Origin of the sequence: Planomonospora sp. ID67723 (assembly GCF_015711605.1) — a bacterium.
In the GTDB taxonomy this organism is placed as follows: domain Bacteria; phylum Actinomycetota; class Actinomycetes; order Streptosporangiales; family Streptosporangiaceae; genus Planomonospora_A.
The window spans coordinates 480,331-495,239 of record NZ_JABTEZ010000005.1 but is presented as its reverse complement, the minus strand read 5'-3'; the positions used below and the strand labels follow the sequence as shown (position 1 = coordinate 495,239).

Sequence of the window (14,909 nt, the reverse complement as noted above, 5' to 3'; positions counted from 1 at the left end):
GTAAGAAGCTACTCGGGCCCTAATGCTGGCCCTGCCTGCTGGGCCGCCGCAGCCTCGTATGGAGCCCAGGGCATTAATGCATCATGCTATAGAGGGTCAAATACCTATTACGAGCTATACCGCGAAGGGTAGAGGATCCACATCAAACACATTTCCGCTCGGTTTGCACGCCAACTCAAGATTCAGCCAAGGCCTGTCCCCTTGCAGCGCTCCTGCCGGCGTTGGAGTTTCGGTCGGGATCGGTGGCGTTTGAACAAAACACGGAGATGGTGCCGCCGGCGCCTTGACATCCCTTGTCGGCGAACGTGATCACTTCTGCGCTGGTCAACGCCTGGACAATGCCGAGTCGACGGGCGGCGTTCAGGTCGTGAGTGCGGCCGGGCAGCGCCGCTGAGGCCCAGATCAGCCGGCCGGCGGTGTCTGCGATGACCTGCACGTTCACGCCGTGGCGTTTGTGCTTCCCGGAGTAGTGGGGCTTCTGGTCGGCAACCCGGTCTATCGAGGTCAGCGTGCCGTCGAGGATCGCATAGGCCGGCTCGCGGATCCGGTTCATGGCGGCGGCCAAGTCGTCCGCAGCGGCGGCGAGCAGGTCGACGGCTTCGCGGACGTAGCGCCGGGCGGTGGCCACACCGATGCCGGACCCGGCAGCGAGGCGGGTGCAGGTATCGCCGTTTCGCAGGTGCGCCAAGGCGAGTGGCGCCTGGTCAGCGGGGCCCAACCGCCGTCAGCGGGAGCGGCGCCGGCGGCGGCGGACACGGATCCGGTCGGCGAGGTGGTTCAGGGTCCGGCTGGACAGCGGGATCTTGGCGGGGTAGGACAGCACAGCGAGGTTCCCAGTCAGGGCATCGGATCTTGGTCGGCTGCTGTCTTGCCTGGAGCCTCGCGCCCATTGATCACCGGTTCCGCCGCATCCCCGAGCTGAGAGATCATCTTGATGATGCTCAGGAAAGCGCGAGTTCGCATGGTGACACTCATGCCGAGGAGGAAGTCATGACGACGCAGAAGGCGGTCGTGCCCGTTTACTCGTTCATCCCTCGCTTCCACGAGATCGATGGCCAGGGCGTCATGTTCAACATGTGGTACCTGAGCTATGTCGACGAGGCCATCGACGTGTTCTTCAAAGACCGGGGCCTGCCGTACACGCAATGGCACGGTCTGGGTTTCGACGTGCATGTCGTGCACGTCGACCTGGACTTCGCCGCGGGCGTCAGACGCCATGAGCGAACCGAAGTCCTGGTCAGCACGTCCCGGATCGGCGGAAAGAGCTTCACGCTGGACTTTGGCTTCCGTCGGGATGGCGAGACCGTCTGCACCGGCGGCATCGTCTACGCCACGGTCTCCACCCTCGGACACGGCACCATAGCGCTACCCGCCCCGCTGGTGAAGGCGCTCGGTGAGGAGAACCCGCTTCGAGCCGGACGTCAGCATGTCTGAACTCCGTCGGATCGAGAGCCTCGAGAACCTCTAGGACTTCACCCTCATCGGTCTTCAGCCTCCAGCTACCCGCGCTGACCTGGAGAATCAGGATGAAAAAGGCTCCCGGTTGGGGCATCGGATCTTGGTCGACTGCTGTCTTACCGGGGGCCTCACCTCACCCCCCTACGCCCACGCTGACCAGCGCCGTCAGGTTGAAAAGGGCTCACTGTTTGACCCGGCACGAGTTATCACGGTTCAGTGACAAATAGTGCGTTAGTCGCCTGAGCAACAAAGCCCTCGATAAGACAGCGGTCGGCCAAGATCGCTTATTGTCCGTCGAGGAGCATCGAACGGGCCGTGGCGGCGGACGTGCCGTTCGGCTGGGCGACCGCTGATGAGATCTATGGCCAAGCCAGCCAGTTCCGGCTGTGGCTGGATAGCGCCGGGATCGCTCATGTGGTCGCGGTGCCCGAGAGCGCGATGGCGATGTCGATGCAATTGACCAAGGTGCGGGTGCACCACCTGGTCGCCGAGCTCCCGGAGGCGGCCTGGCAGCGGCTCATCTCTATCTGACCTGCTGAGCAACATCATCGCTCAGGCTTGCCTCGCCCTCGAAGCATCGCAACTTCCGCCCTCCAGCCTCAGAGTCACCGCTTGGTCGTGCGGGCCTGCTCGTAACAGCGGTCGAAGCCCTCCAGCACGGCGGGCCAGGAGCTGGCGACCGGCTCCGTCCGCCGGTTGTGCGCGGCGATCGACTCGCGCAGCCCACGGTCGCGGGCCAACCGGGCGACCGAGGCCACCAGGTCCTCGAAGCTCCGGCCGAGCAGCCCTTCCTTGCCCGGGTGCACGAAGTCGGCGACGCCGCTCTGCGCCCGCGCCACCACCGGGACCCCGGCCGCCCGCGCCTCCAGCGCCGCCAGCCCGAACGACTCGCGGGGCGCCGGAGCGACGAAGACGTCCGCCGAGGCGAGCAGCTCCCTGATCTGGTCGCGGCTGTAGCGGCCGGGCAGCGAGACCCAGCCCGTCATCCCGTTGTTGCGCAGGTAGCGCTCCATCTGCGCGCGCGCCGGGCCGTCCCCGACGACGGTGGCCCGCAGCGGCACCTCGGGCGGCACCTGGGCCCGGGCGTCCTTCAGCAGCCGCAGCAGCCGGACCGGCTGCTTGCGCGGGGCCAGCCGCCCCACGGCGACGACGTGCACCCCCGCACCGCCCGTCGGTACGGCCTCCGTCTCCCCGCCGTCGGCCTCCCCGCCGTCCGGCATCGGCCGTACCGGCTCCGCGGGCCGCCAGCCGGAGACGTCGAGCCCGTTGGAGACCACGTGCACCGGCACCCCGCGCCCGGCGACGGCGCGGATCGGCCGGGCGGCGGCCTCGCTCACCGCGGTGCCCACCAACCCCCACCGCTGCCACTCGAACAGCAGCCGGAGCCCCCGGTAGAGCCCGCGGGTGACCGGGTCCCACATGCTGTGCACGGTCACCACGGCGGGCAGCCCGGCGCGCACCGCGGCGCGCGCGCCCATCCAGGCGAACGGCGAGACCGCGCCCGCGTGGACGTGCACCACGTCGGGGCGGCGCGCGGCCATCAGCCGGAGCAGATGTCCCGTCCCGAACGGGTGAACCGGCAGGTCGAAGGGGAGCCTGGCGACGATCCGGTGCACTCCGGGCAGGGGCTCCCCCGGTGTCGCGGTCGCCACCTCGACCTCGTGCCCGGCCTCGCGCTGCATCCGGATCAAATCGGCGACCTGCACCTCGATCCCGCCCAGGCGCGGCAGGTAGCAATCACTGACGTGGAGGATCCTCACGCTGCCAGCGTAGCCCCGCATGAGATCATGACTGCGTGGCCGCTTCCGTGACTTCCGCGACTCCCAGGACCGCAGTCTTCTTCCACGCCCATCCCGACGACGAGGCCCTGCTGACCGCGGGCACCATGGCCATGCTCGCCGCCGAGGGGCACCGCGTGGTGCTGGTCGTGGCGACCTCGGGCGAGCGCGGGCAGGCCGATCTCGCCCCCGGCGAGGCGCTCGGCGAGGCCCGGATCGCGGAGCTGTACAAATCGGCGGCGGCGCTGGGCTGCACCCGGGTGGTGAACCTCGGTTACGGCGACTCGGGGCTGGCGCCCGGCGGCGGGATCGCCGAGGACCGGCCGGCGAACGCGTTCATCGACGCCGACACCGAGGAGGCCGCCCGGCGGCTGGCCGGGATCCTCTCCGAGGAGGGCGCCGACCTGCTGACCATCTACGACCCGGCCGGGGGATACGGCCATCCCGACCACGTCCAGGTGAACCGGGTCGGCGGCCGGGCCGCGGAGATCGCCGGCACCCCGGTCGTGCTGGAGGCCACGGTCAACCGCGATCCGCTCCTGAAGGGCCTGCGGCTGCTGCGCAGGTTCTACCCCCAGCTGGACGTGCGCGCATTCGAGCGGGCCTACTCCCCCGGGGAGGAGATCACCCACCGGGTGAACGTGCGCCGTTTCGCCCGGCAGAAGCGGGCGAGCATGGCGGCCCACGCCACCCAGGCCACCGGCGCCGACACCCGGACCCTGGGCGTGATGCTCAAGGTCCCCCACCTGCTCTACCGGCTGGTCTTCGGAACCGAGTGGTACGTCCGGCGCGGCCTGCCGCCCGGCACCCGGCTGAGGCATCCCTTCGAAGTTCCTCCCAAAGGATGAGTCCCCGACCGGCACACTTGGTGCGGGGGGTCACATGAAGAACAGATGGGTCCAGATCGCACTGTCGGCCGTCTCCCTGGGACTGGCCGCCACGCTCGTCGTCTTCCTGCCGCAGCTCGTGCGGGTCCTGACGGGCAAGACCGTCTCCTGGACCGAGATCGGCGCCCGGTTCGCCGCGCTGAGCTGGCAGACGGTCGCGCTGATGGCCGCCGTCTGGCTGGCCAGCCTGCTGGCCTACACGTTCGTGCTGACCGCCTCCCTGCCCGGCCTGAGCCATCCTCAGGCGCTGACCCTGAACGCCGCCGGCAGCGCGGTGAGCAACCTGCTCCCCTTCGGCGGCGCGGCCGGGGTCGCGCTCACCTTCGCGATGACCAAGGGATGGGGCTTCCCCGCCCGGGCCGTCGTGGTCTCCACGCTGGCCAGCGGCATCTGGAACACCCTGTTCAGGTTCATCCTGCCCGCGCTGGGCATCGTCGCGCTCCTCGCCAGCGGTCAGGCGCTCAGCCCCGCCGTCGTCAGCGCGGGCTGGGCGGGGGCGGCCTCCATCCTCGTCCTGGTCGCGGTGGTGGCCTCCGCCCTGTACTGGGACCGGGCCGCCGCCGTGCTCGGCCGAGCCCTCGACGCCCTCGTACGGCTCGCGCCCCGCAGGCTCCGCCCCTCCGAGCACGCCGCCTCCGGGGCCCTGGAGAAGCTGCGCGCCGACACCTCCGTGGTCGTCCGGGGCCGCTGGCCCGGCCTGACCCTGGGCATGGTCTCCTTCCTCGGCCTCCAGTGGCTGATCCTCATCTGCTGCCTGCACGCGACCGGCGCCTATCCGGGCCTGGCCCAGTCGATCGCGGCCTTCGCCCTGTCACGGGTGCTGACCACCGCGGTGGTCACCCCGAGCGGGGCCGGGATCATGGAGGCCGGGACGGTCGGCGCGCTGGTCTTCTTCGGCGCCCCGCTGGATTCGGCGACCGCCGCGGCACTGCTCTTCGGCTTCTGGACCTACACTGTCGAAATCCCCTTCGGTGGTCTGGCCTTGGGCGCGTGGGCACTGCTGCGCAGGCGCGAGGGTGCCGCTCCGGCGCCCGAAAAGGAGCCGGTCAGCCGTTAAGGGTGCGCGCGGATCCCTGCTCCGGCGGAGGTGCGCGGGCGCTCCGGGGAGTGCTCACACCTGCCAGATTGGGAAAGACCTTGTGCGCGATTCGAAAGCCCGCATAGCGTGGCGGCTGACATGGTGGCGTTCCGGGTTCTCGGTCCGGTCGAGGCGCACTCCGGTGACGACGGGCTCGACCTGGGCGGGTTGCGGCAGCGTGCCGTCCTCGCCCGGCTGCTCGTCGCCCGGGGGCAGGTCGTGCCGGTCGACTCGCTCCTCTACGACCTGTGGGACGACGACGCGGCAAAGGGCGCGCAGTCGGGTCTGCAGGTCTACATCTCCCGCCTGCGCCGGGTCCTGGAGCCCGGCCGCCCGCGCGGGGGCCCCAACCGCCTGCTGGTGACCGTCGCCTCCGGCTACGCGCTGCGCATCGCGCCCGACCAGGTCGACGCGCTCCGGTTCGAGTCGCTGGTCCGCTCCGCCGGGGAGCACCTGGAGGCCGACGACCCCGCCTCCGCCCGGGCCGGCCTGGAGAAGGCCCTGGGCCTGTGGCGCGGCACTCCGTACTCCGACTTCGCCGACCAGCCGTGGGCCGAGGCCGAGGTGAACCGGCTGACCGAGCTGCGCCTGGTCGCCCGCGAGCGGCAGGCCGACGCCGGCCTGCGCCTGGGCATGCCCGCCGAGGTGGTGCCCGACCTGGAGGCCCTGACCGCCGAGCACCCCCTCCGCGAGGAGGGGTGGCGCCTGCTCGCCCTGGGCCTGTACCGGGGCGGGCGCCAGGGCGACGCGCTGGCCGCGCTGCGCAAGGCCCGCACGATCCTCGCCGACGAGCTGGGCATCGACCCCGGCCCGGCGCTGCGCAAGCTGGAGTCCGACATCCTGTCCCAGGATCCCGGCCTGCAGCTGCCCGCCCCGCAGCGGCAGCAGCGTCCGGCGGTGGTCGCCGACACCTGGCCGCCCCGGCCCACCATGGCCCCGGTGGAGCTGCCGCCGCTGGAGCCGGAGCCGTTCGTCGGCCGCGACGCCGAGCTCGACCGGCTGGTCGCCGCCGCGGCCAGGACCGGCCGCTTCACCGTCGCGGTGATCAGTGGTGACGCGGGCGCGGGCAAGACCACGCTGGTCCGTCAGCTCACCAAGCGGTTGTCCGCCGACGGCTGGGGCACCTCCTCGGGCGCCTGCCCCGACAGCAGCGCCACCCCGCCCGGCTGGGCGTGGGTGGAGATCCTGCGCACCCTGGTGCAGGCGACCGGCGCGGGAGAGTACGCCCCGCTGCTCGCCCCGCTGCTGGACGACGCGGCCCCCGACCCCGACGACGACCAGGCCTCGGGCGGCTTCCGGTTGCACCGGGCGGTCGGCGGCTACCTCGCCTCGGTGGCCAGGGAGACCCCGATCCTGCTGACGCTGGAGGACCTGCACTGGGCCGACGACCAGACCCTCGCGCTGCTGCGCGCGCTGCCGAGCCTGCTGGCCGGCAGCCGGGTGCTGCTGGCGGTGACCTGCCGTGACAGCGAGCTGACCGACCAGCAGGCCGACGTCCTGGCCGCGCTGGCCAGGCTCGGGCCGGTCCGGGTCGCGCTGTCCGGCCTCGACCCCAAGGCGGTGGCCGAGCTGGTCCGGGCGACCTGCGTGCGCGAGGTGGACGAGGAGGCCGTCGAGAGCATCGTCGAGCGCACCCGCGGCAACCCCTTCTTCGTCCGCGAGACCGTGCGCCTGCTCGACGCCGAGGCGGTCAGCGACCGCGCCACCGCCGCCGAGGTGATCTCCGGGGTGCCGTCCGGCGTGCGCGACGTGCTCCGGCGGCGGATCTCCCGGCTGCCCGCGGCGGCCCAGCAGATCCTGCTGCAGGCCGCGGTGATCGGCCGTGACGTCGACGTGGACGTGCTGGTCGACGTGGCGGGCGACGAGGACGCGGTGGTCGACGCCGTCGAGGCCGCGCTGCTGGCGGGCCTGGTCACCGAACCGGGTCCCGGCATGCTCCGCTTCGACCACGATCTGGTCCGCGACACCCTCTACTCCGACGCCTCGCGGCTGCGCCGCTCCCGGTTGCACGCCGCGGTGGCCTCGGTGATCGAGCGCAGGAACCCCTCCGACGTGGCCGCGCTCGCCCACCACTACGACTCCGCCGGGACCACCGAGACCGCCGGCAAGGCGGTGCACTACGCGGGTCTGGCCGCCGAGCAGGCCGAGCGCCGCTTCGCCCACCGGGAGGCGGCCACCCTGTGGGAGCAGGCCATCGCCGCCTTCGACCGCTCCGGTGTGCCCCACACCCCGGAGACCACCCGCGAGCGGCTGCTGCTGACCCTGCGTCTGATCAAGGCGCTGGCCCTCTGCGGCGACATGGCCGCGGCCCGGCGGCGGCGGCGCGAGGCGATGGAGGCGGCCAGGCCGCTGGGCAACCTGGAGCTCACCGCCCGGGTGGCCGCCTCGCTGGCCGTACCGCACAAGGGCATGGCCCGCGACTTCACCCGCACCGCGTGGGAGATCGTGGACGTCGCCGAGCAGGCGCTGGTCGAGCTGCCCGCCGCCGAGCAGTCGCTGCGGGCGAGTCTGCTGGCCACGGTCGCGCTGGAGCTGGAGGGCTCGGCCACGCCCCGGGGCGAGCAGGCCTCGCTGGAGGCCGAGGAGCTGGCCCGCAGGACCGGCGACCCGGCGCTGCTGGCGACCGCGCTGAGCGGGCGGCTGCGCCAGTCGTACGGCATCACGCCGGTCGGCGAGCGGGAGGTCATCGGCCGGGAGCTGCTGGAGGTCGGCAAGGCCAGCGGCCAGGTCGCGGTCCAGGCGCTGGCCCACCTGGTGCTGATGGAGTGCGCGGCCGCCTCGGGCGCGTTCGCCGAGGCCGACGCGCACGTCGCCGCCGCCGAGCAGTTGGCCAGGCAGTACGGCCTGCCCGCGCCGGCCGCGGTCGGCGCCTGGTACGCCGGGCAGCGCCTGATGATCGCCGGTGACTTCGCCGGTGCGGAGCAGGCCTACCGGGAGGCCGCCAGGCTGACCGCCCGGGCCGGGATGCTCGAGGGCCGCCAGGACCTGCCGCTGATCACCACGTTCTGCCTGCACCTGGTCAACGGCCGGGCCGCGGAGATGGTGGAGCCGCTGGCCGAGGCGCACCAGCGCGGCGCCAAGTGGACGCTGGACGCCTACGCGGTGGCCCTGGCCTCGGCCGGGCACATGCGCGACGCGCGGGCGCTCATCGCGGTGCGCACCCCGGTGCGCCCCGACTTCCTGTACGAGCTGGCGATGATCTGGCGGGCGCTGGCGGGCATGCTGCTCGACGACCGCGAGCGGATGGTCGAGGCCTACGACACCCTCAAGCCGTTCGCCGACCGGATCGCGGGGGCGGGCACCGGGGTGGTGGCGCTCTGGCCGGTCGCGCTGACCCTCGGCGACCTGGCGCTCCGGCTGGGCTTCACCGAGGCGGTCGAGCCGCACTACGCCAAGGCCCTGGAGGTCGCCCAGCGGGTCGGCGTGCCCCGCTGGGTCGAGGCGGCGCAGCGCTCTCTGGGCATGTGAGCGGCGGGCCCGGGTGCGGTGAGCCCGGGTGTGGTGAGCCCGGGTCCGGGGTCAGCAGCTGACCTGGAACTTCTCGCTGTTCAGCACGTCGCCGCCGGAGACCGAGAGCTTCACCCGGTACCAGCCGGGGTTGTTGACGATCCGGGGCTGCCACTCCACGCTCTGGGCCCCACCGGTGAACCCGGAGTGCGAGGTCAGGTAGGTCCGCCACTTCTTGGCGGCCGGGCTCCAGCGCTCCAGGCGCCAGCCGTACGAGACGGTGCCGTCGGGGTCGGCGTTGTCGATCACGCTCTGGGCCCGGTACGGCTTCTCGCAGGGGCGGGGGGAGGCGACCGCGCTGACGGTGATCACACCGCTCTCCGGGGTCTTCGCCGTGGTAACCGGCATGGCCTCCGCGGAGAGGGTCACCGTCTGCACCTGGCTGTCCGCGACCGCGCTCGCCCGGGCCTGGCCGGAGGCGTTCTGCGACGCCTCCACCCCCACGTAGGCCCCCGTGAAAGCGAGCGCGGCGACCAGCAGCTTCACGGCACTCGCGGTCCCACTCGCCACCACCGGCGTGACGCTGCTTCGCAGACTCATGGTCATGCACCTTCCTTTCCCACTCATAGGTGTAAGGCAGGCGGGTTGCCCCCCGCTTGCGGCGTGCTTGCAGCGCTCTGCACCGGCCTTCGCAGGGCTTGCAGGAGGGCGGACGGCACCCCTGAGACCAAGGTGAGGTAAGCCTGACCTAATATCGGGGGAACGGTTAAAGTGACCCTGGCGGTGGTGCTCGGTGATGCGACTTCTTGCGACGGCTGTCCCCGACCCCATGTCCCCCGCGGTCTGGGTCCCCTTCCTGCTGGGCATGGTCGGCCTCTTCGCCGCCTTCCAGGTCTACTACTGGGTCGGCCACAAGCTCGGCCCGAAGATCTACGCTTCCCGCATCGGCCGGAGGATCGGCGACGAGAAGATCGCCAAGGCGGAGGGGTTCGTCTCCCGCTGGGGTGCGCTCTCGGTCTACGCGTGCTTCTGGGTGCCCGGCGTGCGGCACTCCCTGCCCTGGGTGGCCGGGGTGCTGAAGATCTCCTATCCCAAGTACGTGACGGCCAGCGCGCTCGGCTGCCTGACCTGGTGCCCGGTGACGTACTTCGGTCTCTACTCGGTGATCTGGGGCTGGTTCGCCCTGGCCGGCCGGTCGCCGCTCGCGGCGGGGACGGTCGCCGCCGCCGTGGCCGCGGTGGTCGTCCTCCTCGTACGGCGCCGCCGCGCGGCCCTCCGCGCGGCGGGGGCGGGGAGCCCGGCGGTGCAGGGCACCGTCTCCCCCGGCGAGCACACGTGACCTCCCGCAGTCCCTCCCGTCACGCCTCCCGCCGCACCGCCCGCGCGACACGGGCACCGGCAGCCGCGCTCCGGCGGCGGGCTCTGCCACGATGATCCGCATGCATACCGGGGGAATCCGCCTGATCGCCTGCGCCGCGCTGACCGGCCCGACCATCCTGGCCGCGGGGTCCGCCGCACCCGCCCACGCCGAACCCGCACCATCCGCTCATGCCGCCCATGCCGCCCGGCCCGCTCCCGCCGCCGCGCCGTTCCCCGCCGGACCGGCCGGCCTCGGCACCGCACCCGCCCCCGCCCCCGCCGGGCGGACCGCGCCGGCCACCCACCGCGAGGCGCCCGCCGTACACGCCCGCGCCGGGTTCCTCGTCGACGTCACCACCGGAACGGTCCACTTCGACAAGCGCTCCACCGCGAGGATGCCGGTGGCCAGCCTCACCAAGATCATGACGGCCTACGTCGTGCGCCGGGAGGCACGGCTGGGCGACGTCGTCAGGATCACTTCCGGGGACGTCAGGCACGCCAGGCGGAACGACGCCACCGACGCCTCGCTCCGCGCCGGGGAGCGGCTGACCGTCCGCGACCTGCTCTACGGGGCGATGCTGCCCTCCGGCGCCGACGCCACCCACGCACTGGCCCGCGTCTACGGTCCCGGCCAGAGAAGGTTCGTGGCCAAGATGAACGCCGCGGCCCGCTCCCTGGGCCTGGCCGACACCGTCTACACCAACGCCGACGGGCTGCCCAGGCCGCGCGGCGGATACTCGACGGCCGCCGACCAGGCGAAGCTGACCGAGATCGCGCTCCGCGACCCGGTGATGCGGATCATCGTCTCCACCGGGAAGCACGTCCTGCGCAGGACCCACGCCCACCGCGCCCACACCTGGGCCAACACCAACGAGCTGATCGGGGAGGTTCCGGACGCGCTCGGGGTCAAGACCGGCTACACCCGCGCCGCCGGTTACTGCCTGTCCTTCGCCGCCGACCGCGCGGGCCACCGGCTGATCGGCGTCCTGCTCGGCGAGCCCAGGTCCCAGCGGCGCTTCCGGACCGCCGAGCGCCTGCTGGACTGGGCCGCCGAGCAGGCTGCCTACGGTGACGACACCGGTGCCGGTGCGAGCGCGGGCGACGTCTAGACGAGTAAGCCCCATGGCTGAGAGCAGGTACGGCAGCGCGTATCGATTGGTGAGCCCACCCGTGAGGCGCGTCCGTGGTGGGCCGGTTACGGCTACTGCCGTAACCACTCGCGCTACCTCTGGGGGCTGCGCCTGCACCTGGCGTGCCCCCTGCTCTTAGGGTTGTGACCGTTCAGTGGTTGCAAAACGAGAACAGTCAGAGGAGACGGAGATGTCGCTGGGAAACCTGCCCGAGGTGGTGTCGCCTGAGGAGTGGCTCGCCGCCCGCAAGGAGCTGCTGGCGAAGGAGAAGGAGCTCACCCGGGCGCATGACCGGGTGAACGCCGACCGACGCCGGTTGCCGATGGTGCGGGTGGACAAGCCATACACCTTCGAAGGCCCGGATGGAGAGGTGAGCCTGCTCGACCTGTTCGAAGGCCGGCCGCAGCTGGTGATGCATCACTTCATGTGGAGCTACGACATCGACGCCGACGGAAACGAACATCCCCGCGACGTCGGCTGCACCAGCTGCTCCACCACCGCCGACGTCATCCCTAAACCGACCCAGCTGCACATCCGGAACACCACGCTCGTCGCGGTATCCCGCAGCCCGTACGACAAGATCGCCGCGTTCCGCGAACGGATGGGCTGGACGTTTCCCTGGTACTCCTCGGCCGGCAGCGACTTCAACTACGACTTCCACGCCACCGTGGACGAGCGGGTCGCTCCGGTGCTGCTCAACCACCGCACCGAGGCGGAGCTGGCGGCGGCGGGGACTCCCTGGACGGCGGCGATGCGCGGTGACTACCCGGGCATCAGCGCCTTCCTCCGGGTAGACGACGCCGTCTACCACACTTACTCCACCTTCGGCCGCGGCATCGAGTTCAGCTACGCCTCGAACCCCTATCTCGATCTCACCGTGCTCGGCCGCCAAGAGGCATGGGAAGAACCCGAAGGCCGCGCGACCCCGCTCGGCCTCCACGCCGGCGGACCCGCGCTCCGCTTCCCCGACGAATACGACGCATGAGTGCGCAGCAGGCGGCGCTACGGCCATGCTCGACCACGATCCGCAGCTGATCACCGACCGGACTTCGGACTTACTCGTCCAGCGGCCGAGGGCAGAGCCGGAGGGATCGCCCCGGCCGGGATGCGGGGTCCCCGCCGGAGGACCCCGCACCGTTCTCAGCCGAGCAGGGCGGTGACCGTGCCGGCGCCCACGGTCCTGCCGCCCTCGCGGAGGGCGAAGCCGAGGCCGGTCTCCAGGGCCACCGGCCTGCCGAGCTCGACGGTCACCTCGACCGTCTCGCCGGGCAGCGCAAGCCCCTCGCCGCCCAGGTCCATCCGGCCCGGCACGTCGGTCGTGCGCAGGTAGAACTGCGGCCGGTAGCCGGTGGCGACGGCCGTACGGCGCCCGCCCTCGGCCTCGGTGAGCAGGTAGACCCGGGCGGTGAAGCGCCGGTGGGCCGTCTGGCTGCCCGGCGCGGCCAGCACCTGGCCACGCCGCACCTGCTCGCGGCGGATCCCGCGTAGCAGCAGCGCGGCGTTGTCGCCGGCCTGGCCCCGCTCCATCGGCTTGCCGAAGGTCTCCACCCCGGTGACCACCGCGCTGAACCCGTCTCCGTACCCCACCGCCTGGACGGTGTCGCCGATCCCGACGGTGCCGCGCTCGATCACACCGGTGACGACGGTGCCCCGGCCGGTGACGGTGAGCACGTTCTCCACGGGGAGCAGGAACGGCGCGTCGGTGTAGCGGACCGGCACGGGCACGTGGTCGTCGACCGTCCGAAGCAGCGCCTCGACGGCGGCCGTCCATCGCGGCTCGCCCCGGAGGGCGCCCAGACCGGAGACCCGCACGACGGGCACGTCGCGGTAGCCGTGCTCGGCGAGCAGGTCCCGCAGCTCCAGCTCGACCAGGTCGGCCAGCTCCGGGTCGGCGGCGTCGGCCTTGTTGAGGGCGACCACGATGTGCTCGACCCCGACCCGCCGGGCGAGCAGCACGTGCTCGCGGGTCTGCGGCATGATCCCGTCCAGCGCGGAGACCACCAGGATCGCACCGTCCAGTTGCGCCGCCCCAGTGATCATGTTCTTCACGTAGTCGGCGTGGCCCGGCATGTCCACGTGGGCGTAGTGCCGGGTCGCCGTCTCGTACTCCACGTGGGAGATGTTGATCGTGATCCCCCGGGCGGCCTCCTCGGGGGCCCGGTCGATCCGGTCGAACGGGACGAACGTGGCACCACCCCGGTCGCTGAGGACCTTGGTGATCGCCGCGGTGAGGGTGGTCTTGCCGTGGTCGACGTGACCCATCGTGCCGATGTTGAGGTGCGGCTTGGTCCGCGTGTAGGCCTGCTTGGCCATGTTGCTGTTCCTTCGGTGCTCGCCTGAGGCGGTGACCCGTACGCTCGGCCGACCCTCCCCCACCGGGCCACCAGGACGTCCGGGGAAGGGTCAGCGCTCCGCGCCGCCGAAGGGCACCGTGGCACGCGGCGTCGCGCCCGCGGCGGCGGGCGTGGCGGTGAGGGCGTGCCGGAACATGAGATCAATGATCGGTACGGCGCCGCCTCCCGGCAAACGGTTTTCCCCGTCCGCCGAGAGGCGGCCCCTCCGGTGGTCAGGCGCCGGCCGCCTCGACCGCGGGGGTGCGCAGGGCCCTCCGGGCGGCGGCGAGGCCGGTGACCGCCGCTACGACTCTCCGCCGGGCGTCTCGCATGTCAGCGCGAAATCCGTGGCTCCGAATTCCCCAATCGAGAGGGAGCGAGACCGCCATCTCGCAGTGAATCCCGGCCCGAGGACTCGGCGTCTCGGCTCAGCCCACACCGATCACATCGGGATGGACCGCGTGGCAGCCGAACCGGGCGGCATACACGCCGATGGTCGCGGTAATGCGCTGATTCTGCCGAACCGATACCTTTCGCCTGGCGGTGTTGGCCACAGTGTAGTATTCGCCGTCGCCGTCGATCAGAATGAAGTCACGGGTGGCGCAGCGATTCGTGAAAGAGATGTAATCCGATTTCTTACCGGCAGCGTTCTTGCGCGCGATCTGCGCGGCACGGCCCTTGTCCTCCGCCATCGCGGGCCGGACGGTCGCGACGAGCATCGCCCCGCACGAGGCGGCGGCGACGGTGGCCACGCAGGACTTGATCGCGGTCTTCAACCGCTCTCCCCGTTGACTGCGACATCAGATGCCCCGGAGCATCGGCCGGTCATTCGCATGCGGGCCAGGGCCGCGCACTCATCACCAGAGCCCGCGCCCGTGAAAGCCGGTCCATTGGCCGTACCACGGCAAGCAATTTCACGGGAAGCCCCATCCGAGACCAAGTGGCCGCTTTTCCGAAACACCCCCGCGAACGGATGCGTCGCGGCAGAGCGGAGCCGATACGCCGTCACCTGTCGCCGCCTGATCATGTCAACAACACCAGGGCGCAGATCCACGACTCCAGTCACATAAACGGTCATCGAGTTAATACAGGAAGCCACATCGACCGGATTGAGTCCATAGAGTTCCCGAATGAAATCCGACCTGGATACGCCTTCACCCGCAGCTTCACCGCCGGCCAACCGTAAAATGGCACGGCAGCGTAGTCGCCAGGCCGCTGGACGGCATATCCGCCTGGCCATGGTGGGGCTTTTTCATCCCCCGGTGGATGGGTGGCCGCCCACAGCATGATCGCGGGTACGGCGTTCGCCTGATGACGTGGAGAAGCTCCTGGGAGACGGGTTGACCAACACAATCACGTCCGTCACGGCCAGGAGCTTCAGGCGCTGCTCTACCGCGCCGCGGTCGATGTGTCGCGTCCGACGCCGGCCTACGCGGCCG

The 14,909-nt window shown here is 71.5% G+C and carries 14 protein-coding genes and 1 pseudogene; 8 read left to right on the top strand and 7 right to left on the bottom strand.

The features are described 5' to 3' along the window. Positions 1-209 precede the first annotated feature (209 nt). Positions 210-823 (bottom strand): annotated as a pseudogene (locus HS041_RS33120) (transposase family protein); the annotation flags it as partial. A 14-nt stretch (positions 824-837) separates the two neighbouring features. Beyond that, positions 838-975 carry a hypothetical protein gene (locus HS041_RS33115; protein WP_196444785.1) on the bottom strand — a complete coding sequence of 46 codons (138 nt, stop codon included), beginning with the start codon at positions 973-975 and terminating at the stop codon, positions 838-840. 15 nt (positions 976-990) lie between these two features. Here HS041_RS33115 and HS041_RS33110 point away from each other — a divergent pair, with 15 nt between their 5' ends. Together HS041_RS33110 and HS041_RS33105 are read left to right on the top strand one after the other, a co-directional pair. Next, positions 991-1,434 (top strand): acyl-CoA thioesterase, encoded by a 444-nt coding sequence (locus HS041_RS33110; protein WP_196444784.1) that lies wholly within the window; start codon positions 991-993, stop codon positions 1,432-1,434. Between the two features lie 339 nt (positions 1,435-1,773). Continuing rightward, on the top strand, positions 1,774-1,989 hold the full coding sequence (locus tag HS041_RS33105; RefSeq protein ID WP_196444783.1) for a hypothetical protein: 216 nt from the start codon (positions 1,774-1,776) through the stop codon (positions 1,987-1,989). A 74-nt stretch (positions 1,990-2,063) separates the two neighbouring features. On the opposite strand, the gene HS041_RS33100 is transcribed toward HS041_RS33105, so the two are convergent. After that, the gene (locus tag HS041_RS33100) at positions 2,064-3,218 is read right to left on the bottom strand and encodes a glycosyltransferase family 4 protein (RefSeq protein ID WP_196444782.1); all 1,155 of its coding nucleotides are present in this window, start codon (positions 3,216-3,218) and stop codon (positions 2,064-2,066) included. A 35-nt stretch (positions 3,219-3,253) separates the two neighbouring features. Here HS041_RS33100 and HS041_RS33095 point away from each other — a divergent pair, with 35 nt between their 5' ends. The 3 genes from HS041_RS33095 (at position 3,254) to HS041_RS33085 (ending at position 8,669) form a co-directional block, all read left to right on the top strand. Then, positions 3,254-4,084 carry a PIG-L deacetylase family protein gene (locus tag HS041_RS33095; RefSeq protein ID WP_307845562.1) on the top strand — a complete coding sequence of 277 codons (831 nt, stop codon included), beginning with the start codon at positions 3,254-3,256 and terminating at the stop codon, positions 4,082-4,084. 34 nt (positions 4,085-4,118) lie between these two features. Continuing rightward, positions 4,119-5,180 (top strand): lysylphosphatidylglycerol synthase transmembrane domain-containing protein, encoded by a 1,062-nt coding sequence (locus tag HS041_RS33090; RefSeq protein WP_196444781.1) that lies wholly within the window; start codon positions 4,119-4,121, stop codon positions 5,178-5,180. A gap of 108 nt (positions 5,181-5,288) precedes the next feature. Then, the gene (locus HS041_RS33085; RefSeq protein WP_307845561.1) at positions 5,289-8,669 is read left to right on the top strand and encodes an ATP-binding protein; all 3,381 of its coding nucleotides are present in this window, start codon (positions 5,289-5,291) and stop codon (positions 8,667-8,669) included. Positions 8,670-8,720: 51 nt separating this feature from the next. On the opposite strand, the gene HS041_RS33080 is transcribed toward HS041_RS33085, so the two are convergent. After that, positions 8,721-9,248 (bottom strand): hypothetical protein, encoded by a 528-nt coding sequence (locus HS041_RS33080; protein ID WP_196444780.1) that lies wholly within the window; start codon positions 9,246-9,248, stop codon positions 8,721-8,723. A gap of 196 nt (positions 9,249-9,444) precedes the next feature. Between HS041_RS33080 and HS041_RS33075 the strand changes: the two genes are divergently transcribed. From HS041_RS33075 to HS041_RS33065, 3 genes are all read left to right on the top strand, one after another. Then, entirely contained in the window at positions 9,445-9,987 is a 543-nt protein-coding gene (locus HS041_RS33075; protein ID WP_196444779.1) for a DedA family protein, read from the top strand. Between the two features lie 100 nt (positions 9,988-10,087). Beyond that, positions 10,088-11,116, top strand: a complete 1,029-nt coding sequence (locus HS041_RS33070; protein ID WP_230880068.1) for a D-alanyl-D-alanine carboxypeptidase family protein — start codon at positions 10,088-10,090, stop codon at positions 11,114-11,116. A gap of 211 nt (positions 11,117-11,327) precedes the next feature. Then, complete coding sequence (locus HS041_RS33065) at positions 11,328-12,122, top strand: DUF899 domain-containing protein (protein ID WP_196444777.1); 795 nt, start codon at positions 11,328-11,330, stop codon at positions 12,120-12,122. 155 nt (positions 12,123-12,277) lie between these two features. Here HS041_RS33065 and tuf read toward each other — a convergent pair whose 3' ends face one another. The 3 genes from tuf to HS041_RS33055 form a co-directional block, all read right to left on the bottom strand. Then, the gene (gene tuf / locus HS041_RS33060; RefSeq protein WP_196444776.1) at positions 12,278-13,450 is read right to left on the bottom strand and encodes an elongation factor Tu; all 1,173 of its coding nucleotides are present in this window, start codon (positions 13,448-13,450) and stop codon (positions 12,278-12,280) included. Between the two features lie 90 nt (positions 13,451-13,540). Beyond that, positions 13,541-13,663, bottom strand: coding sequence for a hypothetical protein (locus tag HS041_RS39595; protein ID WP_255530175.1), 123 nt, complete (start codon positions 13,661-13,663; stop codon positions 13,541-13,543). Between the two features lie 235 nt (positions 13,664-13,898). Beyond that, a complete protein-coding gene (locus HS041_RS33055) occupies positions 13,899-14,246 on the bottom strand; it encodes a hypothetical protein (RefSeq protein ID WP_196444775.1) in 348 nt (115 codons plus the stop codon). Between the last annotated feature and the right edge of the window lie 663 nt (positions 14,247-14,909).

What these genes read in the sequence shown, in the direction of transcription:
- HS041_RS33115 (WP_196444785.1), bottom strand. Translation starts at nt 975, where the DNA reads ATGAGTGTCACCATGCGAACTCGCGCTTTCCTGAGCATCATCAAGATG.
- HS041_RS33110 (WP_196444784.1), top strand. Translation starts at nt 991, where the DNA reads ATGACGACGCAGAAGGCGGTCGTGCCCGTTTACTCGTTCATCCCTCGC.
- HS041_RS33090 (WP_196444781.1), top strand. Translation starts at nt 4,119, where the DNA reads ATGAAGAACAGATGGGTCCAGATCGCACTGTCGGCCGTCTCCCTGGGA.
- HS041_RS33080 (WP_196444780.1), bottom strand. Translation starts at nt 9,248, where the DNA reads ATGAGTCTGCGAAGCAGCGTCACGCCGGTGGTGGCGAGTGGGACCGCG.
- HS041_RS33075 (WP_196444779.1), top strand. Translation starts at nt 9,445, where the DNA reads ATGCGACTTCTTGCGACGGCTGTCCCCGACCCCATGTCCCCCGCGGTC.
- HS041_RS33070 (WP_230880068.1), top strand. Translation starts at nt 10,088, where the DNA reads ATGCATACCGGGGGAATCCGCCTGATCGCCTGCGCCGCGCTGACCGGC.
- HS041_RS33065 (WP_196444777.1), top strand. Translation starts at nt 11,328, where the DNA reads ATGTCGCTGGGAAACCTGCCCGAGGTGGTGTCGCCTGAGGAGTGGCTC.
- tuf (WP_196444776.1), bottom strand. Translation starts at nt 13,450, where the DNA reads ATGGCCAAGCAGGCCTACACGCGGACCAAGCCGCACCTCAACATCGGC.